Annotated in this window: 16 protein-coding genes, 1 tRNA gene and 1 pseudogene; 6 read left to right on the forward strand and 12 right to left on the reverse strand. The window is 55.2% G+C overall.

The features are described from left to right. Positions 1 to 71: 71 nt before the first annotated feature. Both QMQ05_RS11670 and QMQ05_RS11675 read right to left on the reverse strand, forming a co-directional pair. Positions 72 to 3962 (reverse strand): DNA-directed RNA polymerase subunit beta', encoded by a 3891-nt coding sequence (locus tag QMQ05_RS11670; RefSeq protein WP_345470207.1) that lies wholly within the window; start codon positions 3960 to 3962, stop codon positions 72 to 74. A 98-nt stretch (positions 3963 to 4060) separates the two neighbouring features. Further along, positions 4061 to 7569: pseudogene (locus tag QMQ05_RS11675) on the reverse strand (DNA-directed RNA polymerase subunit beta). A gap of 616 nt (positions 7570 to 8185) precedes the next feature. Here QMQ05_RS11675 and QMQ05_RS11680 point away from each other — a divergent pair. Further along, positions 8186 to 8683 carry an aminoacyl-tRNA deacylase gene (locus tag QMQ05_RS11680; RefSeq protein ID WP_345470209.1) on the forward strand — a complete coding sequence of 166 codons (498 nt, stop codon included), beginning with the start codon at positions 8186 to 8188 and terminating at the stop codon, positions 8681 to 8683. Here QMQ05_RS11680 and QMQ05_RS11685 read toward each other — a convergent pair. The 8 genes from QMQ05_RS11685 to QMQ05_RS11720 form a co-directional block, all read right to left on the reverse strand. Further along, positions 8637 to 9806, reverse strand: coding sequence for an acyltransferase family protein (locus QMQ05_RS11685; protein ID WP_345470211.1), 1170 nt, complete (start codon positions 9804 to 9806; stop codon positions 8637 to 8639). The two genes, QMQ05_RS11680 and QMQ05_RS11685, sit on opposite strands and share 47 nt — an antisense overlap. A gap of 148 nt (positions 9807 to 9954) precedes the next feature. Continuing rightward, positions 9955 to 10329, reverse strand: coding sequence for a 50S ribosomal protein L7/L12 (gene rplL / locus QMQ05_RS11690; protein WP_066140753.1), 375 nt, complete (start codon positions 10327 to 10329; stop codon positions 9955 to 9957). Between the two features lie 72 nt (positions 10330 to 10401). Next, positions 10402 to 10923, reverse strand: a complete 522-nt coding sequence (gene rplJ, locus QMQ05_RS11695) for a 50S ribosomal protein L10 (RefSeq protein WP_058254908.1) — start codon at positions 10921 to 10923, stop codon at positions 10402 to 10404. Positions 10924 to 11468: 545 nt separating this feature from the next. Continuing rightward, complete coding sequence (gene rplA, locus QMQ05_RS11700; RefSeq protein WP_345470214.1) at positions 11469 to 12173, reverse strand: 50S ribosomal protein L1; 705 nt, start codon at positions 12171 to 12173, stop codon at positions 11469 to 11471. Positions 12174 to 12308: 135 nt separating this feature from the next. Then, the gene (rplK, locus tag QMQ05_RS11705; RefSeq protein WP_022874150.1) at positions 12309 to 12740 is read right to left on the reverse strand and encodes a 50S ribosomal protein L11; all 432 of its coding nucleotides are present in this window, start codon (positions 12738 to 12740) and stop codon (positions 12309 to 12311) included. Positions 12741 to 12870: 130 nt separating this feature from the next. After that, positions 12871 to 13707, reverse strand: coding sequence for a transcription termination/antitermination protein NusG (gene nusG, locus QMQ05_RS11710; protein ID WP_345470217.1), 837 nt, complete (start codon positions 13705 to 13707; stop codon positions 12871 to 12873). A gap of 74 nt (positions 13708 to 13781) precedes the next feature. After that, on the reverse strand, positions 13782 to 14030 hold the full coding sequence (gene secE / locus QMQ05_RS11715) for a preprotein translocase subunit SecE (RefSeq protein WP_058254912.1): 249 nt from the start codon (positions 14028 to 14030) through the stop codon (positions 13782 to 13784). A gap of 117 nt (positions 14031 to 14147) precedes the next feature. Continuing rightward, positions 14148 to 14220, reverse strand: a tRNA-Trp gene (locus tag QMQ05_RS11720). Between the two features lie 269 nt (positions 14221 to 14489). On the opposite strand from QMQ05_RS11720, the gene QMQ05_RS11725 reads away from it, so the two are divergent. After that, positions 14490 to 15689: a pyridoxal phosphate-dependent aminotransferase gene (locus tag QMQ05_RS11725; RefSeq protein ID WP_345470220.1), complete on the forward strand. Its 1200-nt coding sequence runs from the start codon at positions 14490 to 14492 to the stop codon at positions 15687 to 15689. 75 nt (positions 15690 to 15764) lie between these two features. Here QMQ05_RS11725 and QMQ05_RS11730 read toward each other — a convergent pair whose 3' ends face one another. Both QMQ05_RS11730 and QMQ05_RS11735 read right to left on the reverse strand, forming a co-directional pair. Beyond that, a complete protein-coding gene (locus tag QMQ05_RS11730) occupies positions 15765 to 16433 on the reverse strand; it encodes a response regulator transcription factor (RefSeq protein WP_345470222.1) in 669 nt (222 codons plus the stop codon). After that, a complete protein-coding gene (locus QMQ05_RS11735; RefSeq protein WP_345470223.1) occupies positions 16430 to 17695 on the reverse strand; it encodes an ATP-binding protein in 1266 nt (421 codons plus the stop codon). The genes QMQ05_RS11730 and QMQ05_RS11735 overlap by 4 nt, the downstream gene beginning before the upstream one ends. 126 nt (positions 17696 to 17821) lie before the next feature. On the opposite strand from QMQ05_RS11735, the gene QMQ05_RS11740 reads away from it, so the two are divergent. The 4 genes from QMQ05_RS11740 to QMQ05_RS11755 all read left to right on the forward strand — a co-directional run bounded on the left by QMQ05_RS11740 (position 17822) and on the right by QMQ05_RS11755 (position 20989). Further along, on the forward strand, positions 17822 to 19159 hold the full coding sequence (locus tag QMQ05_RS11740) for a PspC domain-containing protein (protein ID WP_345470224.1): 1338 nt from the start codon (positions 17822 to 17824) through the stop codon (positions 19157 to 19159). 12 nt (positions 19160 to 19171) lie between these two features. Beyond that, the gene (locus QMQ05_RS11745) at positions 19172 to 19420 is read left to right on the forward strand and encodes a hypothetical protein (RefSeq protein ID WP_345470226.1); all 249 of its coding nucleotides are present in this window, start codon (positions 19172 to 19174) and stop codon (positions 19418 to 19420) included. A gap of 40 nt (positions 19421 to 19460) precedes the next feature. Then, positions 19461 to 19703 (forward strand): PspC domain-containing protein, encoded by a 243-nt coding sequence (locus QMQ05_RS11750; RefSeq protein ID WP_058254918.1) that lies wholly within the window; start codon positions 19461 to 19463, stop codon positions 19701 to 19703. A 257-nt stretch (positions 19704 to 19960) separates the two neighbouring features. After that, positions 19961 to 20989, forward strand: a complete 1029-nt coding sequence (locus QMQ05_RS11755; protein ID WP_345470230.1) for a 6-phosphofructokinase — start codon at positions 19961 to 19963, stop codon at positions 20987 to 20989. The last annotated feature ends 60 nt before the right edge of the window (positions 20990 to 21049 follow it).

Below are 21049 nucleotides of genomic sequence, written 5' to 3' on the forward strand. Positions count from 1 at the left end.
CGCCCAACGCCTGCCCACACGATTGTGTGGGCAGGCGTTGGGTCAACTACCTAACGGCGTTCGTTCCGGTTTTAGCGGAAGTCCGAACCGTGGTCGTAGTCGTCCATCGAGATGGCACGGAATTCAGGCGAAAGCCCACCTTCCAGTGCATCGTCGTACAGACCCGAGGAGAAGGCCGAGGTGCCGGTGAACAAAGTTGCCTTTGCTTCATCGGTTGGCTCGACGGCGACCTGGGTGTAGCGGTCCAGACCGGTACCGGCCGGGATCAGCTTACCGATGATCACGTTCTCCTTCAGACCGCGCAGCGGATCTTCCTTACCTTCCATCGCAGCCTGAGTCAGGACGCGGGTGGTTTCCTGGAAGGAAGCAGCCGACAGCCATGAATCGGTAGCCAGCGAGGCCTTGGTAATACCCATCATTTCGTCACGGCCGGCAGCTGGACGCTTGCCTTCCGAGACAGCCTTACGGTTCGCAGCGGTGAAGCGCGAACGGTCAGCCAACTCGCCTGGCAGCAAGTCAGTTTCGCCGGACTCGATCACGGTGACGCGACGCAGCATCTGGCGGACGATAACTTCCACGTGCTTATCGTGGATGCCTACACCCTGAGACTGGTACACATCCTGAACCTCGCGGACCAGGAACTTCTGTGCTTCACGTGGGCCGAGGACTCGAAGAACCTGCTTCGGATCCAAGGTACCGGAGGTGAGCTGGGTACCGGCAACGATGTTCTGGCCTTCCTCAACCAACAGGCGAGCACGACGCAGAACCGGGTAGGCCTGCTTCTCGTCGCCGTTGTCTGGGGTAACCACAACGCGCAACTGCTTCTCGTCGTCCTCGATCGACACGCGACCGGTGACCTCGGACATCGGAGCCACACCCTTAGGGGTACGGGCTTCGAAAAGTTCCTGAATACGAGGCAGACCCTGGGTGATATCGTCAGCCGATGCCACACCACCGGTGTGGAAGGTACGCATGGTCAGCTGGGTACCAGGCTCACCGATGGACTGTGCAGCGATAATGCCAACAGCCTCACCAATGTCCACGGTCTTGCCGCTGGCCAACGAACGGCCGTAGCACAGTGCACAGGTTCCCACTGCCGAGTCACAGGTCAGTACGGAGCGAACGCGGATTTCATCCACGCCTGCAGCGTACAGTTCGTCGATCAGTACGTCGCCTACATCCGAACCGGCGGTAGCCAATACGGTGCCTTCAGCGTTCTTCACGTCTGCAGCCAGCGTACGGGTGTAAGCCGAGTTCTCAACGGTTTCGTGCTTCACACGGATGCCAGCTGAGTTATCAGCAATGGCAACGGTCAAGCCGCGCTTGGTACCGCAGTCCTCTTCGCGGACGATAACGTCCTGCGAAACGTCAACCAGACGTCGGGTCAGGTAACCCGAGTTTGCGGTCTTCAGTGCGGTATCGGCCAGACCCTTACGGGCACCGTGGGTAGCGATGAAGTACTCCAGAACCGACAGGCCTTCACGGTAGGAAGACTTAATCGGGCGAGGAATAATTTCACCCTTAGGGTTGGACACCAGACCACGAATACCGGCAATCTGACGCAATTGCAGGTAGTTACCACGAGCCTTGGAAGTCACCATTCGGTTAATGGTGTTCAGTTCTTCCATGCCGTTCTTCATGGCCTCGGCAACCTCGTCGGTAGCCTTGGTCCAAATGTCGATCAGGTCCTGACGACGTTCGGTATCTGCAATCAGACCCTTGTCGTAGGAAGCCTGGACCTTCGCGGCACGTTCCTCGTATGGTGCAAGGATCGCGGCCTTGTCCATGTTCGAGGTAATGTCCGAGATTGCCACGGTGACACCCGAGCGTGTCGACCAGTAGAAACCGGCGTCCTTCAGGTTATCCAAGGTAGCTGCAGCAATGACCTTCGGGTAGCGCTCTGCCAGATCGTTGACGATCTCCGAGAGTGCATCCTTACCGGCAACGGTGGCTACCCATGGGTAGTCCGCAGGCAGGGTGTCGTTGAACAGTACCTGACCCAGCGAGGTCTCCAGCAGTGCTGGGGTACCTGGCTCCCAGCCCTCAGGGGCTGGCTGGTCTGCGGAAGGAACAAAGTTCTCCACGCGGACCTTGATCGGTGCGTTCAGGTGCAGTTCGCCCAGATCCTTGGCCATGATGGCTTCGGAAACGGTCGAGAACACGCGGCCAGCGCCAACCTCATGAGCACGTTTGGTGGTCAAGTGGTGCAGACCGATGATCATATCCTGCGAAGGCTGTGCCACCGGGCGACCATCGGAAGGCTTCAAGATGTTGTGCGAGGACAGCATCAAGATGCGAGCTTCAGCCTGTGCTTCTGGGCTCAGCGGCAGGTGTACTGCCATCTGGTCACCGTCGAAGTCAGCGTTGAACGCGCCACAAACCAATGGGTGCAGCTGCAGAGCCTTACCTTCAATGAGCTGTGGTTCGAAGGCCTGGATACCCAAACGGTGCAGGGTTGGTGCACGGTTGAGCAGTACCGGGTGCTCGGTGATGATCTCTTCGAGAACGTCCCAAACCTGTGGACGGTAACGCTCGACCATACGCTTAGCCGACTTGATGTTCTGTGCGTGGTTGAGGTCAACCAGGCGCTTCATCACGAAAGGCTTGAAGAGCTCCAGAGCCATCTGCTTAGGCAGACCACACTGGTGCAGCTTCAGCTGCGGGCCAACCACGATGACCGAACGGCCCGAGTAGTCAACGCGCTTACCGAGCAGGTTCTGACGGAAACGACCCTGCTTACCCTTGAGCATGTCGCTCAGGGACTTCAGTGGACGGTTACCTGGACCGGTGACCGGACGGCCACGGCGGCCGTTGTCGAACAGCGAGTCAACAGCTTCCTGCATCATGCGCTTTTCGTTGTTCACGATGATCTCAGGTGCACCAAGATCAAGCAGACGCTTCAGGCGGTTGTTGCGGTTGATCACGCGACGGTACAGGTCGTTCAGGTCCGAGGTAGCGAAACGGCCACCGTCGAGCTGAACCATTGGGCGCAGTTCTGGCGGGATCACTGGAACGGCGTCGAGCACCATGCCCTTTGGCGAGTTGCCATTGGCCAAGAATGCGTTAACAACCTTCAGGCGCTTGAGTGCACGAGCCTTCTTCTGGCCCTTGCCGTTCTCAATGACGGTCTTCAGCTCTTCAGCTTCGGCCGCCAGATCGAAGTTTTCCAGACGCTTCTGGATTGCTTCTGCACCCATGGAGCCTTCGAAGTACAGTCCGTACTTCTCACGCATGGTGCGGTACAGGCCTTCATCACCTTCGAGGTCAGCGACCTTCAGGTTCTTGAAGCGTTCCCACACTGCACGCAGGCGCTCAGCTTCAGCCTTGGCACGCTTGTCGATCTGCAGCACGGTCTTCTCGGCCAAGGTACGAGCCTTGTTCAGCTCGGCGTTCTTCGCGCCGTCTGCTTCCAGCTTCTCCAGCTCTGCTTCCAATTCGGCTGCAACAGCCTTCTTGTCAGCTTCGGCGTTGGTAGCCAACTGGCGCAGTTCCAGATCGTGCTGGGCCTGCAGGTTAGGCATTTCAGCGTGGCGACGGTCTTCGTTCACGCTGGTGATCATGTAGGCAGCGAAGTAGATGACCTTTTCCAGGTCCTTCGGAGCCAGATCAAGCAGGTAGCCCAAGCGCGAAGGAACGCCCTTGAAGTACCAGATGTGGGTCACTGGAGCAGCAAGCTCGATGTGGCCCATGCGCTCACGACGAACGTTCGCACGGGTCACCTCAACGCCACAACGCTCGCAGATGATGCCCTTGAAGCGCACGCGCTTGTACTTACCGCAGTAGCATTCCCAGTCGCGGGAAGGGCCGAAGATCTTTTCGCAGAAAAGACCGTCCTTCTCCGGCTTGAGGGTGCGGTAGTTAATGGTTTCCGGCTTCTTGACCTCGCCGTAGCTCCATCCACGGATTTCTTCCGCGGTGGCGAGGTTGATTCGCATAAGGCCGAATGAGGAATCGCTGGACATATGGTCCTTTTCTCTCTTCTGTGGTGTCTGAAGTCGATACGAATGAGGGTTGAATTTTCGGCCCCTGCCTGCAGGGCTACTGCAGGCAGGGCGTCAAATTAAACTTCCTCTACGGAGTTTGGCTCCGACCGGGAAAGGTCGATGCCCAGCTCTTCAGCGGCGCGGAACGATTCCTCGTCCGACTCACGCATTTCGATTGTGTTGCCGTCGGTACCAAGTACCTCAACGTTCAAGCACAGCGACTGCATTTCCTTGATAAGCACCTTGAACGATTCTGGAACACCAGGTTCTGGAACGTTCTCGCCCTTGACGATTGCTTCGTAGACCTTCACGCGACCGTGGATATCATCCGACTTGATGGTCAAGATTTCCTGCAGCGTGTAAGCGGCACCGTATGCTTCCAGTGCCCAAACTTCCATTTCACCGAAGCGCTGGCCACCGAACTGGGCCTTACCACCCAGTGGCTGCTGGGTGATCATGGAGTATGGACCGGTGGAACGGGCGTGAATCTTGTCGTCCACCAGGTGGTGAAGCTTCAAGATGTACATGTAGCCCACGGAGACTGGATCTGGCAACGGATCGCCGGAACGACCGTCAAACAGTTTCGCCTTACCGGAGTTGCCAATCAGGCGCACACCGTCACGAGTCTTGTTGGTCGAATCCAGGATGCCGCGGATTTCTTCTTCCGAAGCACCGTCAAACACTGGGGTTGCCACGGTGGTGGAACCGGTTTCGCGAGGCAGGTTAGGCAGATCGCGAACCCATTCAGGCTCACCCTCGATCTTCCAACCCTGCTTAGCAGCCCAACCCAGGTGGATTTCCATAACCTGACCGACGTTCATACGGCCTGGCACACCCAGTGGGTTCAGGATGACGTCCAGCGGGGTACCGTCTTCCAGGAATGGCATATCTTCTAACGGCATAATGCGCGAGATGACACCCTTGTTACCGTGACGGCCTGCAAGCTTGTCACCGATCGAGATCTTACGCTTCTGGGCAACGTACACGCGCACCAGCTGGTTGACACCAGGGGACAGATCATCGTCGTTGTCGCGGTCGAAGATACGAACACCGATCACAGTGCCGGACTCGCCGTGTGGAACCTTCAGCGAGGTATCGCGAACTTCGCGGGACTTCTCACCGAAAATGGCACGCAGCAGGCGCTCTTCTGGGGTCAGCTCGGTTTCACCCTTAGGGGTGACACGGCCTACCAGTACGTCGCCGGCTTCAACTTCAGCACCGATGTAGACGATGCCACGGTCATCAAGCTGGGAGAGGATGTCTTCCGAAACATTCGGGATGTCGCGGGTGATTTCCTCGGCACCAAGCTTGGTGTCGCGGGCATCAACTTCGTGCTCTTCGATGTGAATCGAGGTGAGCACGTCGTCGAAGATCATGCGCTGGGAAAGGATGATCGCATCCTCGTAGTTGTAACCTTCCCAAGACATGAAGGCCACCAGCAGGTTCTTACCCAGGGACAGCTCACCGGAGTCGGTGGACGGACCGTCGGCGATGATCGACTGGTATTCCAGACGATCGCCTTCTGAGACGCGCACGCGCTGGTTGTAAGCGTTACCCTGGTTCGAGCGAGCGAACTTCATGATTGGGTACATCGACTCGGTGCCGTCATCGTTCATGACAACCACCAGGTCGGCGGAAACCTCGGTGACCACACCTGGCTTGGAAGCAACCACGGAGTCGCCGGCGTCAACTGCCGCGAACTTCTCCATGCCGGTACCAACCAATGGGCGCTCACTCTTGAGCAGTGGCACAGCCTGGCGCTGCATGTTAGCACCCATCAGTGCTCGGTTAGCATCGTCGTGCTCCAGGAATGGAATCAGGGCGGTTGCCACCGACACCATCTGGCGAGGCGAAACGTCCATGAAGGTTACTTCATCGGCGTCCACGATTACAGGCTCACCGCCACCGCCCTTTTCACGGACCAGTACGGTGTCTTCAACGAAGCGACCGTTCTCATCCAAAGGCGCGTTAGCCTGAGCGATGTAGTGCTGCAGCTCGTCGTCTGCGGTCAGGTAGTCAACCTCGTTGGAGACGACACACCGTTGGACACACGACGGTATGGGGTTTCGATGAAACCAAAGGCGTTGATACGACCATAGGTTGCCAACGAACCGATCAGACCAATGTTTGGACCTTCGGGAGTTTCAATCGGGCACATACGTCCGTAGTGCGACGGGTGAACGTCTCGAACTTCCATGCCTGCACGGTCACGGGACAAACCACCTGGGCCCAGCGCCGAAAGACGACGCTTGTGGGTCAGACCTGCCAGTGGGTTGTTCTGGTCCATGAACTGCGAGAGCTGCGAGGTTCCGAAGAACTCCTTGATGGCAGCAACCACAGGGCGGATGTTGATCAGGGTCTGCGGGGTGATGGCCTCGACGTCCTGGGTGGTCATGCGTTCACGCACAACACGCTCCATACGGGACAGACCGGTGCGGACCTGGTTCTCAATCAGTTCGCCAACAGCACGGATACGACGGTTACCGAAGTGGTCGATATCGTCGATGTTCACTGGGATGTCAACGATCTCGCCCTTGCGGGTACCCTGAACGGTCTTCTCGCCTGCGTGCAGTGCAACGAGGTAACGGATCATGGCAACGAGGTCATCGAGTGCCAGTACCGAAGCGTTCTCAGCGTTAACCGGAGTCTCGACACCGAGCTTGCGGTTCAGCTTGTAGCGGCCAACCTTCGCCAGGTCGTAACGCTTAGGCTCAAAGTACATGTTCTTCAACAGTGCCTGAGCAGCTTCAACCGTTGGAGGCTCGCCTGGACGCAGCTTGCGGTAGATATCCAGCAGCGCTTCGTCCTGATCCTTGATGCTGTCCTTTTCCAAGGTAGCGCGCATCGAATCGTACTGGCCGAATTCAGACAGGATCTGCTCTTCGCTCCAGCCCAGAGCCTTAAGCAGCACGGTGACCGACTGCTTACGCTTACGGTCAAGGCGTACGCCGATCTGGTCACGCTTGTCGATTTCCAGCTCGAACCATGCACCACGCGATGGGATGATACGTGCCGAGTAGATCGTCTTGTCACTGGTCTTGTCCGGTGCGGACTCGAAGTATGCACCTGGGGAGCGCACCAGCTGGGAAACAACGACACGCTCGGTGCCGTTGATGATGAAGGTGCCCTTTTCGGTCATCAGCGGGAAATCGCCCATGAACACGGTCTGCTGCTTGATTTCGCCGGTTTCATTGTTCATGAATTCGGCCTTGACGTACAGCGGTGCCGCGTAAGTGGCGTCGCGGTCCTTGCACTCTGCGATTGAGTACTTAGGATCAGCGAACTCCGGCTCCGAGAAGCTCAAGGACATGGTGTCCTGGAAGTCCTCAATTGGGGAGATTTCCTCGAAGATTTCAGCCAAGCCCGAGGTGTTTGGCACGCTGGTGTCACCAGCGGCTTCAGCCTTGGCAAGACGCTCTACCCAGTTCTGATTGCCGACGAGGCGGTCAAAGCTCTCGGTCTGCAATGCCAACAGGTTAGGCACTTCAAGTGGTTCGTGAATCTTTGCAAAAGAAAGTCGGCCAGCGTATGCAGCATCGCGAGCCGAACTAGCGGTTTGGTTGTTAGGGTTGCTCGAGGCGACCAAGATGGATCCTTCCAAAGACCGTCAGGTTTCCGAACGCTTACCGTGCTAAGGTACCTGCCGTAGGACAGTTCCTCTTTTTGGACCGCGCGAACCCACCGCTATATGAAGGTCGCGCGCGCATACAGTAAGGCGCAAATTTCTACTCTACCGGAGGAATTTGCGGTTGTCGATACTCGGTGCCCAAATTCGTGCTATAGTTTTCGACCCCTGAATTCTGAATGCAGAGTCCGACTGTTTTCACGCACTGACTCAGAGCTTTCGAACCCTTCCGCTCCGCTATGCAATTGGCCTATTGACACCACTATTTTCCGGAATATCGCGTTCAGTGCGACATCGAAGCTACAACCAGCGGCTGACGTTTGTATGTGCAAATATGAACGCCTATGCGTTTTGTCACACCGACTAAGTTTTCTCGTCAAATAAGGTCTTGGTACTCCGAGAAGAAACTTCCTTCAAAAGAATTCCCTGTCCATCAGAACACTGCGCGCAGAAGATCTATTCCCCCACTTTTGATTCTTCAGCCTTCCAAATTCGTGTCTATGGTTGCAGGTTGCTTCATGGAAACTTCATGTCCTTGTGACTATGCTGGGGCAAACATCGAAGGAACGGAGATCAAGTGAACAAGTTGCAGTCTGATGAAGCATTGACCCGCGTTACCCTCGACGCGTCTCGCCGAAATATCCCCATCGAGCTGGTGCCCCGAGACAAGGTGAACTCTCTGGAAGAAGCAGCCGAGGCTTTAGGGATCAAACCCGCGCACCTGCTCAAGTCTTTAGTAATTAAGAAGTCCGATGACACTTTCGTTTTCGCGCTGATTCCCGGTGGGCGCAAGCTGGACTGGGCCAAGTTGCGAGGCCAATTAGGCGTCAACAAGCTCTCTCTACCAGATGCAGATATCGCTTGGGATGTCACTCACTACGAGAGTGGAACGATCACACCATTTGGCTCGCACACTGTGTTGCCCGTGTTTATCGATGCCAGCGTATTCGATGAACCGGTACCCGAGCATATCGGCCTGGGAAGTGGCGATCGAGGACACGGCTTATTGGTCCGCCCGCAGGATCTAGTTACCGGGTTTGATGCCACGATTGCTGATATTTCGGCTTCGATATAGCTGGCACTGGGCGGCTCATCACCTTCTTGACCCACGCTGTGGAGACGGTGAGGGTCTTGATGGTGGCGTTTCGCAGTGGCAAGCCCAGCGGCTTCTCTACAAAGCGTGCCACCAGATAAGCGAATCCGAGCATCGCAGCAATCAGTCCGAAGAGCAGCACGTATTTGTTTACAACGCCGTGCAGTTCTTCAATAATCCACCAGCCCCACAGTTGGTGGAATAGGTACAGCGGAAAGGTCAAAGAGCCGGCGACAGCCAGCCATTTGGCTTGAATGTGCTTAAGCGGGGTCAGTGTGCACACTGCCAAGAGCACAACGCAAAGTACTACCAGGGCTTGAAAATGCCAGGCTGGGACATCAAGGCCAGATAATTCGCTGGCATCCTGTTGTCCCTTGATCCCGGTAAAGAATGCTGCGACAGCAGTATTACCTGCGACTAAGATCCAACGCATCAGGGTATGACCGTTTTGGTAGATCAGGTACAACATCATGCCTGCGGCGAAGAGTGCGGCGTACTCACCGGCCACCTTGTCCTGCAGCTGGTTAAGATTGGTGAAGTGTAAGTAGAGGCCAAGAGCTGGCCAGAGTGTGCAGAGCACCATGATGTGCTTGACCTTGGTCAGTTTCAAGGCAAGAAGCAGTCCCAATAAGAGATAGAACCGTAGCTCTACCCACAGGGTCCAATAGACCCCGTCGAGGTTCTGGACACCGAAGGCGCCCTGGAACATGGTGAGGTTCGGAAGGATATCGCTGGCTGCACGCCCACCATTACCTTCGGGCCAAATCACCAACGACAGAACGGCAGCGGCAATAACGGCGACCCAATAGGCTGGATAGAGCCGGCCAACTCGTGATCCGATAAAGCCGATGATGTTTTTCCCTTGCAGGGACATGAGGATGACGAACCCTGAAATCAGGAAGAATAGCTGCACGCCTAATTGCCCGTACCGGGTAAATTCAGAAAGCACTGGCCAGAATTCAGGAGCCTTACTCCCCCAGTGGTCATGCCCCCAGGCCGTGTAGTGATAGAACACCACCAAGAGAGCGGCGGTGATACGCAACGCGTCTAATAGACCAAGTCTCGGCGCAGATGCGGGGGTCCGTGGAGCTAATGAATTCGACACCCAATTAGCGTATGCAATGAACTTGAATAAACGCTGTTAATAGAAACGTTATAAAACAATTCAGATGAAAGTACCAGTTAACGGCTAAGGGGCCCACAGGCTTTCGCCTGTGAACCCCTTAACAATAAGTTGCGAGTGACCGCGGAACTTACTTAACGGTGACGGTAGCGCCGGCAGCTTCCAGAGCTTCCTTAGCCTTCTCGGCAGCGTCCTTTGCAACACCCTCAAGCAGAGCCTTTGGAGCGCCGTCAACGAGCTCCTTAGCTTCCTTCAGACCCAGGGAGGTGATGCCACGAACTTCCTTGATCACTGCGATCTTCTTGTCGCCAGCCGACTCAAGGATAACGTCGAATTCGGTCTTCTCTTCAGCAGCAGCTTCGCCGCCGCCTGCAGGACCGGCAACTGCAACAGCAGCAGCGGTTACGTCGAAGGTCTCTTCGAATTCCTTAACGAACTCGGAAAGTTCGATGATGGTCATTTCCTTGAATGCGGAAAGCAGCTCTTCGTTGCTGAGCTTCGCCATGGTCGGCGTCCTTTCGGTTTTGGCCCGAAGGCCTAATGAATTTGGGATTACGTTGCGAGAGATCGCGAAAGCTTAGGCTTCTGCCGGAGCTTCCTCGGCAGCTGCGCCACCGTTCTCTTCGAGCTTTGCACGCAGTGCATCGACCACGCGAGCAGCAGCGGAGGCCGGAGCCTGCAGTACTGCAGCAACGCGAGCGAGCTGGGTTTCGCGGGATTCCAGTGCGGCCAGAGCAGCGATGCCACTCTGATCCAGCGCCTTACCTTCGAACCAGCCGGTCTTGATAACCAGCTTGTCGTTAGTCTTGGCGAATTCCGTGAGGCTCTTAGCAGCTGCAACAGCGTCGCCCTTAACAAAGGCGATAGCGGTTGGGCCGGAAAGCTGCTCATCGAATGCATCGATGCCAGCGTTCTTAGCTGCGATTGCGGTCAAGGTGTTCTTCACAACTGCGTACTTGGTCTCCTGACCAAGCGAGCGGCGTAGATCCTTGAGCTGTGCAACGGTAAGCCCACGGTATTCGGTCAAGACAGCCGCGGTTGATTCGTTAAAGTCCGCAGTGATTTCTTCAATCGCTGCAGTCTTGCTCGGGGTTGCCATAACACTCCTTCCGGGGATTTGTTCGGTACCGTTTCAAAACCGGCGAGGCCATAAAAATAGCCCCGCGCAGGAGCACAGGGCAGTTCAACTCATTCAAGTCAAAGCAAATCTATGTAACCTGCGTTGGTTGTCCTTGCGGACCTTTAGGAACATTTGGAAACCAGATGTTCAACCGACGGTCTTCGGTATTTCTAGTCTAAGTTAGATCAGCAGGGCACAGCAAATCGAAGCCATGCAAACTTCTCATGATACTGATCACGTAAGAAAGTTTAGGGTGGCGGTACTTTTTACCGGCGCTTGGGGAACACTGGCAAAAAGTCCCGCCGAGTTAAGAAGCTTGGGGAACTTCTTAACTTCATCGGTGTATGAACTTGGGGGTTCCATACACAGATGACCGAGAAACTCGGCATTCAAAGCCTATCACCGGCAATAATAGTTTCCTACCCGCAGACACTTTTTATAGGATCTCTTGCCAATTTAAGGTTAAAAATTGAGGGAGCATACCGATGATCGGTATGCTCCCTCAATTAGTTAAGCTACTAAGCTTAGGCCTCGACGCGAGTTACGTTCGGGTCAACAGGGATGCCTGGACCGAAGGTGGTTGCGAGGGTAGCCTTCGAGATGTAGCGACCCTTCGAAGCCGAAGGCTTCAGGCGCAATACCTCGTCAAGTGCTGCTGCGTAGTTCTCGGTCAGCTGCTTAGCATCGAACGAAACCTTGCCAATGATGAAGTGCAGGTTCGAGTGCTTGTCGACGCGGAAGTCGATCTTGCCGCCCTTGATGTCGTTAACAGCCTTAGCAACATCCATGGTTACGGTGCCGGTCTTAGGGTTTGGCATCAGGTTACGTGGACCCAGTACCTTACCCAAGCGGCCAACCTTACCCATCAGGTCAGGGGTTGCAACTGCTGCGTCGAAGTCGGTCCAGCCGCCCTGGATCTTTTCGATCAGGTCGTCCGAGCCAACGAAGTCGGCGCCAGCTTCACGAGCTGCTTCTGCCTTGTCACCGTTAGCGAAAACAACAACACGAGCGGTCTTACCGGTGCCGTGTGGAAGGTTTACGGTACCGCGAACCATCTGGTCAGCCTTACGTGGGTCAACACCCAAGCGGAAAGCAACCTCAACGGTCGAGTTGGTCTTCTCGCCTGCGGTCTCCTTTGCCAAGGCGATTGCCTGGGCAGGAGTGTAGACGTTGTTGTCGGCATCGATCTTAGCCGCGGCGGCTACGTATGCTTTGCTGCGCTTTGCCATCTGCGTTTTCTCCTTATGCAGTCGTGGTCATATGGACCGCGCGCGGTCCTGCCACGGGCGAATCGATCAGGTGATCGTTTCGTCTTAGATTAAATTCTTTGGTGCTCTTCACTAGGTGAACAGCGGAAGGCGGAATTAGCCTTCTACGGTGACACCCATGGAACGAGCGGTACCGGCGATGATCTTTGCTGCAGCAGCAAGATCGTTAGCGTTCAGGTCAGCCATCTTAGCGGTGGCGATTTCCTCAACCTGTGCCTGGGTCAGGTTTGCAACCTTCAGGGACTGAGGGGTGCCCGAACCCTTTGCAACGCCAGCAGCCTTCTTGATCAGCTCAGCTGCAGGAGGAGTCTTGGTGATGAAAGTGAACGAACGGTCTTCGTAAACGGTGATTTCAACTGGAATCACGTTACCGCGCTGCGACTCGGTCGCTGCGTTGTAAGCCTTGCAGAATTCCATGATGTTGACGCCGTGCTGACCAAGCGCTGGACCAATTGGAGGAGCTGGGTTAGCAGCACCTGCCTGAATCTGCAGCTTGATGAGTCCGGTGACCTTTTTCTTTGGGGCCATGTCGGGTCCTTCTTACTCTTGCGGTTCCCGCAGCACAGGAGCGTGGTACGGGGATCTGGCTATCGTGGCGCGACAGCCAAACGCGCCCTCACACCGATAAGCGATCGATATGGGGCACGAAGACTTAATACTACTGGATCTTGGTGACCTGGTTGAAGTTCAAGGTCACTGGGGTTTCGCGCTCGAAGATGGAAACCAGTACCACCAGCTGAGCTGCTTCCAGCTTAATTTCGGAGATAGTCGCAGGCATCGTTTCGAATGGACCATCGTTGACGATGACCGATTCTCCAACTTCAAAGTCCACGGTGACCTCAGTAATTGGTGCGCGACCTGGCTTCGAAGCCGATGGCTGCTCTACTGGGTCTACGACAGTGTGCTCCAGCATGGAGAACACTTCGTCAAGGTTCAGTGGGTTTGGATCGTGGGCGTTTCCGACGAATCCGGTGACACCTGGAGTGTGTCGAACAACACCCCATGAAGCGTCGGTGAGTTCCATGCGAACCAGAACGTAGCCTGGAATGCGCACGCGGCGAACGATCTTACGCTGAGTGTTCTTGACCTCAACGACTTCTTCCATCGGCACCTGAATGTCGTAGATGAACTCTTCCATATCCTGAGTCTGGATACGGGTTTCGAGGTTCACCTTGACGCGGTTTTCGTAGCCGGCGTAAGTGTGAATGACAAACCAGTCACCTGGAAGGCGACGTAGATTGGAACGGAATTCTTCCTTGAGGCGAGCAACCTTGTCCTCGCCAGATTCCTCGGCTTCGTCCTGCGCAACCTCAGCTTCGGTTTCTTCAACCTCGGCTTCGGCTTCAGCAACCTGAGCATCTTCAGCTTCTACGGCTGGGGCTTCGTTCGAGTCGACGTCAGCCTCAACGGCTGCATCTACCTGATCGCTGTCGGCTTCAACGAACTCGTTTTCGACCTCGTCATTAATCTGCGGTTCGAGTTCCTTGTCGGACACTGCAGCTCCTGCTCTCTTTGACTGAATGACACTGAAATTGCCTCGGAGAGATTATACCTCCGAGGCAACTAAACTTACTGTTCTACCTGTTTGGTGAACAGGAGGATCGAACCCTGTCCGAAGACAAAATCTAGGGCTGTCACGATCAGCATCACCACGACAACAAATCCGACGACTACTAAGAAGTAGTTGATCAGTTCGCTTCGGGTCGGGGTGACTACCTTTTTAAGTTCCGCGATTACCTGACGGAAAAATAGCATGATCTGGGCAAAAAAGCCCTTCTTCTGCTTACCCTTGCCAGAGCTAAGAGCAGACTCGGTCATGATCTTCCTCGTTTCAATTTTTTTGGCCAGTTGAAACAATCACGGTGCGTCGTAGCCTGATCGACAACAACACACCGTGACGTAAGATAATTCGCTAAGCGATAAATCGCTACTGCGCAGGGCAGACAGGACTCGAACCTGCAACCTGCGGTTTTGGAGACCGCTGCGCTACCAATTGCGCCACTACCCTTCGGAGCATTTTTCGCTCCCACCTAGAACATCTTAGCGGATGAAGACTTGAAGTTTCTTCCGTTGCGATGTCTCGGCAACGAGAAATAACTGTACGCAACGAAATGGCAATTGTCGAACTGACAACCCATGGTGTGGCGCAGAACGCATAGTTCAGCTCATTTTTGGCCTCGTTGATGTCATTTTTACTCATCCTCAGGTGTTCTAGTGGACTGGGAACTAAACTGAGAACTAACAGCTGTCCCCACAAACTTCAGGACGAATTCTCACATGTCTCGAATTTCTCGCCGTATCGGCGCAATTTCCGAATCCGCCACTCTCGCAGTCGACGCCAAGGCTAAGGCTCTGAAAGCCGCAGGTCGCCCAGTCATCGGGTTCGGTGCCGGTGAGCCTGATTTCCCAACGCCTGACTACATTGTTGAGGCTGCGCTTGAAGCTGCCCGCGATCCAAAGAATCACCGCTACTCCCCTGCCGCCGGCCTTCCAGAACTGCGTGAAGCCATTGCAGAGAAAACCTTGCGCGATTCTGGCTATGAGATTTCTGCTTCCCAGGTCTTGGTCACTAACGGTGGCAAGCAGGCTGTTTACAACACCTTCGCCACCTTGCTTGATCCAGGCGACGAGGTCATCGTTCCTGCACCTTATTGGACCACCTATCCTGAAGCCATTCAGTTGGCTGGTGGCAAGCCAGTTTCAATCTTTGCTGGCCCAGAACAGGGCTACAAGGTCACCGTGGAGCAGCTCGAATCGGTGCTGACCGAACGCACCAAGATTTTGCTGTTTGTCTCCCCTTCCAACCCCACCGGAGCCGTGTACTCACCAGAACAGGTTCGCGAAATTGGCCAGTGGGCTGCTTCTAAGGGCCTCTGGGTTGTCACCGACGAGATCTACGAACACCTAACTTATGGTGATGCTTCCTTCAGTTCCATCGCTACCCTGGCTCCAGAACTCGAAGACCGCGTCGTTGTGCTCAACGGTGTAGCCAAGACCTACGCCATGACCGGCTGGCGTGTGGGATGGATGGCTGGACCTGCCGATGTCATCAAGGCGGCTACCAACCTGCAATCGCATGCCACCTCGAACGTTGCCAATGTTTCCCAGCGAGCCGCTTTAGCTGCCGTTGCAGGGCCTCTAGATGCGGTGAACGAGATGAAGACCGCTTTCAACCGTCGACGCCTAGCAATCGTTGAGGGCCTGAACGCCATTGATGGTCTGCACTGCCCTACCCCAGAGGGCGCCTTCTACGCCTACTCGGATGTGCGCGGCCTGCTCGGACGTGAATTCCGTGGCGTCGTGAACAACACCAGCGCAGAGCTGGCTGCTTTCATCCTGGAGCAGGCTGAGGTAGCCGTTGTTCCTGGTGAAGCTTTCGGTCCATCCGGCTACATCCGCATGTCCTATGCACTGGGCGATGCTGATCTTGCAGAGGGCGTAGCTCGTATCGCTAATTTGCTTGGCGAAGCAAAGTAGTCGAGGTTCTAAAAAGCCTGCGGGTGACCCAAGAATTTTCTTGGGTCACCCGCAGGCTTTTATGCATTGAAATACTTAGAGGATCTTGCGGTCAACGGCCCACCGGGTGAGCTCATGGCGATTAGATAATTGAAGTTTACGTAAGACGTTTGAGACGTGAGATTCCACAGTCTTCACCGAGATGAACAACTCTGAAGCTACTTCCTTGTAACTGTAGCCACGGGCAATCAGTCGCATGACCTGCAATTCGCGGTCTGAGAGCAAATCTAGTTCTTCATCAATCTCCGAGACAGCGCTACTTCCACCGAAAGCATCAAGCACAAATCCTGCAAGGCGCGGTGAAAATACCGCATCGCCGGCTGCCACTCGACGTACAGCATCTGAAATTTCCTCGCCGGAAATGCTCTTGGTGACATATCCGCGTGCCCCGGCACGAATCACCGTGACCACGTCTTGTGCTGCGTCAGAAACGCTCAGCGCCAAGAATTTAGTTGAACCCAACAACTGGGTGCAGTTCTTCAATACTTCTGCGCCGCCGCCGGCCCGACCACCTGGCAAGTGCACGTCGAGCAACACCACATCGGGTTTTTGCTCGGTAATTACCGCGGTAGCTTCTTCAACGGTCCCAGCCTCCCCCACAATATGCATGTCGCTAGCCAGATCCGCTTTGAGGCCGGAACGAAAAATCGCATGGTCATCAACCAGGACTACACGATAGCTTTGGACATTATTTTCAGTACTCACGAATGTGTCTCTTCCTGCGTTGTAATTCGAGGCATGCTCAGCTGTATTTCGGTGCCGGTTTCGCTGCTTCTAATCTCGGCCTTCCCACCAGCTCGCTGCATGCGCCCAATAATCGATTCCCGCACACCATGCCGGTCTTCTGGGATATCCGCGAGCTCAAAACCAGTCCCACGGTCACGGACGAAAACTTCTACGACATCCTCAGAGCATTCAAGATAAACAGAAATTTTGCCCGGCGCATGTTTTGCAGCATTCATCATCGCTTCCCTAGTGGCGGCGACCAATGCCTGCTGACCGTCAAATCCTTGGGCATTCCCCACCGCAATGACTTCTACGTTCTTTAGGAGCAATTGCTCTATGTCGCTGGCCTCACGTTGCACCTCAACAACTACATCTTCATCGTCTAGGTCTTGATTCCCATAGAGCCACTGACGCAACTCTCGCTCTTGAATGCGGGCCAGGGTCCGCACGGCCGCTGGGTCTTCACTTCGTTTTTGTATGACGGCTAAAGTCTGCAAGACCGAGTCGTGAAGGTGTGCGGCGAACTCTGCGCGTTGGGCCGCTGCTTGTCTAGAGCTACGCTCGGCGAGGAAGTCGCGCCATAGTCTGGTACCCCAAGGCAGTAGAACTACCACGGCGCCGACAATGATCGCTAGGGCAGCCCACATGCCACCGAGAAGATCTGCCACTCCCACGGAACCGCTGAGGATGGCCAGTAGACCGCCAATAACCAAGACAAGTCCTAGTCCAAGGCGAATCAGTAGTGGCGCCGATTTCTTCGCCCCCGGTTTGATGACTTGAGCGTCTAGTTGCAGCCACGCCACGAGGATGCCGGCGAGGATCCCTACGGAGGGCCAGATAAGATCCCAGCGAATATTCCACCCGGCCCATTGCGCCAAGGCTAGGACGGCGAGAACTAACAGTCCACAACCGATCAGCATTTCACGCCAAGAGGAGTTCTTCTCCCAGCCTTCACGAGATCGGAAAAAACCTTGCTGAACCCGATTCATCTCTTCGGCAAGGCTACGCGTCCGAGTGCCCCAAGATCGGATTTCATCCGCCTGGGCTTCTTCCGCGCTAGGAACAAAGACCCAGAGCCACGCATACAGCAGGATGCCGATGCCGCCGAGGGCGCTCAACGCGATGAAGCCTAGACGTACATAATTCAGCGGGATTCCCAGATGCGCAGCCAAACCGCCACTGACGCCGGCGATCATACGATGTTCGCTGCGCACCAAGAGGCTTCGTTCAGGGCTTTCCATGCTTCTAAGTCAAACACGTTATGAAGAATTTTTGGTGCTTGATCACTACTTCTAGGGGCACCCCTAGGGGAAGTTCAGGGTATCCCCTCATAGCGGTGGCACCCATATTCACGAGAACATTGAAGCATGAACACTTCACGGGCCGAGCGTCGAGGCTTTTTCCTTCAACTAAGCAAATCACCAATCATCCGCAAAGAGTCGCGGTGGCTTGGTGGTGTTGCCACAGGTATCGCCGATTATTTCAAGATCGACGTAATTCTGGCGCGTGGCATTGTTGTCGTACTGAGCTTTCTCGGCGGCTTAGGTCTCATTCTTTACGGTCTGGCGTGGGCACTACTGCCTGACGAACAAGGACGTATCCATCTGGAACGTGCACTGAACAAAGAGTGGACCAGCGGGATGACCGGATCGGTACTGCTCGTTTTCTTGGGCATCTTCCCGGCCCAATGGATCTTGGATTCGGTGGCTCCGGTGCTGTGGCCAATAGCCATCGTGGCAGCGGTCCTCTTCATTGTTTTCAGCCGGAAGAACACCAAGTTCGAAAGGCCTCGTGCGGCCAAGCCTTATAAGGACACACCGACGGCTGCAAGCAAAACTGACAATACGACTCACAGCACAGCGATGGAAAAAACCTGGCGCAAAGATACTTCGAGCTTTAGCTCCAGCGTTCCCCCAAAATCACCGACGTCCAGTACGAACTACTTTGATCAGGAGGAAACCATGGCTTCGCAAGGACCAGATCCAAGGCAACAGAGCAGCGGTTACGACTACTCGTATACTCCTGATCCCAAATACACACGGCCTTATGACAAAGATGCCTATCAGAGCAAGGCTTCCCGAAAGGCTCAGTTAGGCGAACCCGTTCCAGGGTGGCTGGCCACAACAATCGTCGGTTTGAGTGTTCTGGTGATGGCCGCAGTATTGTGTGCCGACTACCTTCACATTCTCGATTTGCCCGGAGCTGGTTGGAGCGTCGCCCTGGCAGCCGGACTACTTGTCACTGGGGTGGCCATTGTGCTGGCGTCCCTGGTACGGCGCACCAGTGGTGGGTTGTTGGGCTTAGGAATTCCCTTGCTTGTCCTGACGCTGATTTTCTCCGGCAGTTCATTGGGAACCCAAGACCGTCAGGTTGTCCGTTCCGAGTCAGATGCTAATGCTTACAGCGCTGTCTTCAGTCGCTCGACTATCGATCTGACCTACCTCAACTCGATCTCAACGCCGACTACAGTGGAAGTTGATTCAGTCTTCTCCCGGTTGGACCTCAAACTCCCGCCGAATGTGCCAGTCAAGGTAATCACCGACGGTGTCTTCAACTCCCAGTCGGATCTTGAGCTGCCACAGGATCAAGGACAGGTACCTGAGAACACACCGCTGCTGACGATCAAAGTTGATGGCCTCTTCTCCTCCTTCGGGACCGAGGTAGCCAGTACCAGCACCCCTGCCGTAATCACCCCGGAATTCTAAGGACTGAGCACCATGAACCATGATTCTCTACAACCCAAAAAGTTCCCTACCGGAACGTTGGTATTCGGCCTCATCCTGATTGTGGTGTCACTGGCTACGCTGAGCCGGACCATCTTCCATTGGAGCTTTGACATGCCGCTGTTTTTGATCATTGTTGTCGCCTTTGCAGGCGTAGCAATGATCATCTCCGGACTTTCCGCAGCCGGCAAACGCCGCCGAAGCGAGTCGGAAATCCCAGCCCCCACCGACCCTAACCTCTAATCCCCAACTATTAGCTACCTCAAGCACAAGGAGATTCACCATGGACCAGTTCTTCAACTCCCTACGTAAAATGCCACTCCGTCGCGGGCCAGCTCGTATTGCTGGCGGAGTCGCTGGAGGCATCGCCGACAAGTTCGGTTGGGATGTCACCATTGTCCGTATTGCGTTGCTACTTTCCTTCTTACTTCCAGTCTTCGGAATCGGTGCCTACATCGTTGCTTGGATTCTGATTCCAGCTCAGGACAACAGCATCATTTTGCAGGACTGGATTCGAAAGTTTTAGGATCTCAAGATTTCCGTAATGTTTCGCGGAATTCACCAAGCTAGTTCCCAATACAGGGCGAGATGCGGTTACTTCAGTGGCCTGCAACTCGCCCTTGTGGCTTTAAGCACGTAGACTGTCATGCAGAATTGATGCTCAATGGCGCGCGGAAATTAATTGACATCCGAATGGAAATCTTCGTCGCACTAGTGCTGTTGCCATGAAAATTGCACCTTCTCTACTGCACGAGGCTTTCCACGTTTACAAAGCGAGGCCCAATGCGCGTTGGAATCATGACCTCAGGCGGAGACTGCCCAGGCCTGAATGCCGTCATCCGAGGAGCCGTCCTGAACGGCATCAAGAGCTACGACTACGAATTCGTCGGCTTCCGTGACGGTTGGCGGGGCGTCAAAGAAGGAGACTTCTTTGACCTGCCACGTACCGCTGTTCGAGGCATCGCTAAGCAGGGTGGAACTATTCTTGGTACCTCGCGTACCAACGCCTTTGAAGGTGAGCTCGGCGGCGCAGAAAACATCTCCCGTGTCCTGAAGGACAACAACATTGACGCGCTGATTGCCATTGGTGGAGAAGGTACCCTGGCTGGTGCGCAGCGTTTGTGTGCCGAGGGGCTGCCGATCGTTGGTGTTCCCAAGACCATTGACAATGACCTTGACGCTACCGATTACACCTTCGGGTTCGACACGGCCAACCAAATTGCTGTGGAAGCCATCGACCGCCTGCGCACCACTGGCGACTCGCATCACCGTTGCATGGTTGCCGAAGTCATGGGTCGACACGTTGGCTGGATTGCCATGCACGCTGGCATGGCCTCAGGCGCCCACGCAATCTTGATCCCAGAGGTGTCCACCCCCATGGAACAGATCTGCGAGTGGGTCACCGAAGCGCATGAGCGTGGTCGTGCACCATTGGTAGTCGTAGCCGAGGGCTTTGTCCCTGAGGGTATGGAAGAAGCGTTCTCGGTACGTGGCGTGGATACCTTTGGTCGTGCACGACTCGGTGGCATTGGTGAAATGCTCGCTCCACTTCTTGAAGAGCGCACCGGCATTGAGACTCGTGCAACCGTGCTGGGACATATCCAGCGTGGCGGCGTTCCGACTGCTTTCGACCGTGTATTGGCCACCCGTTTGGGTATGGCCGCCGTGAACTCGGTTAACGAAAACGCTTGGGGCACGATGGTGGCCCTGCACGGAACCAAGGTTTTGCGGGTTCCGTTGCGCGCCGCGCTCAATAACCTTAAGCGTGTTCCGATGGACCGCTACGAGGAAGCTGCGATTCTCTTCGGATAATCTTGAAACGAGCTAAGGGGTGGGCTGGCAATGCTTAGCATTGCCAGCCCACCCCTTAGT

The organism is Glutamicibacter sp. B1 (assembly GCF_039602135.1).
Lineage (GTDB): Bacteria > Actinomycetota > Actinomycetes > Actinomycetales > Micrococcaceae > Glutamicibacter > Glutamicibacter ectropisis.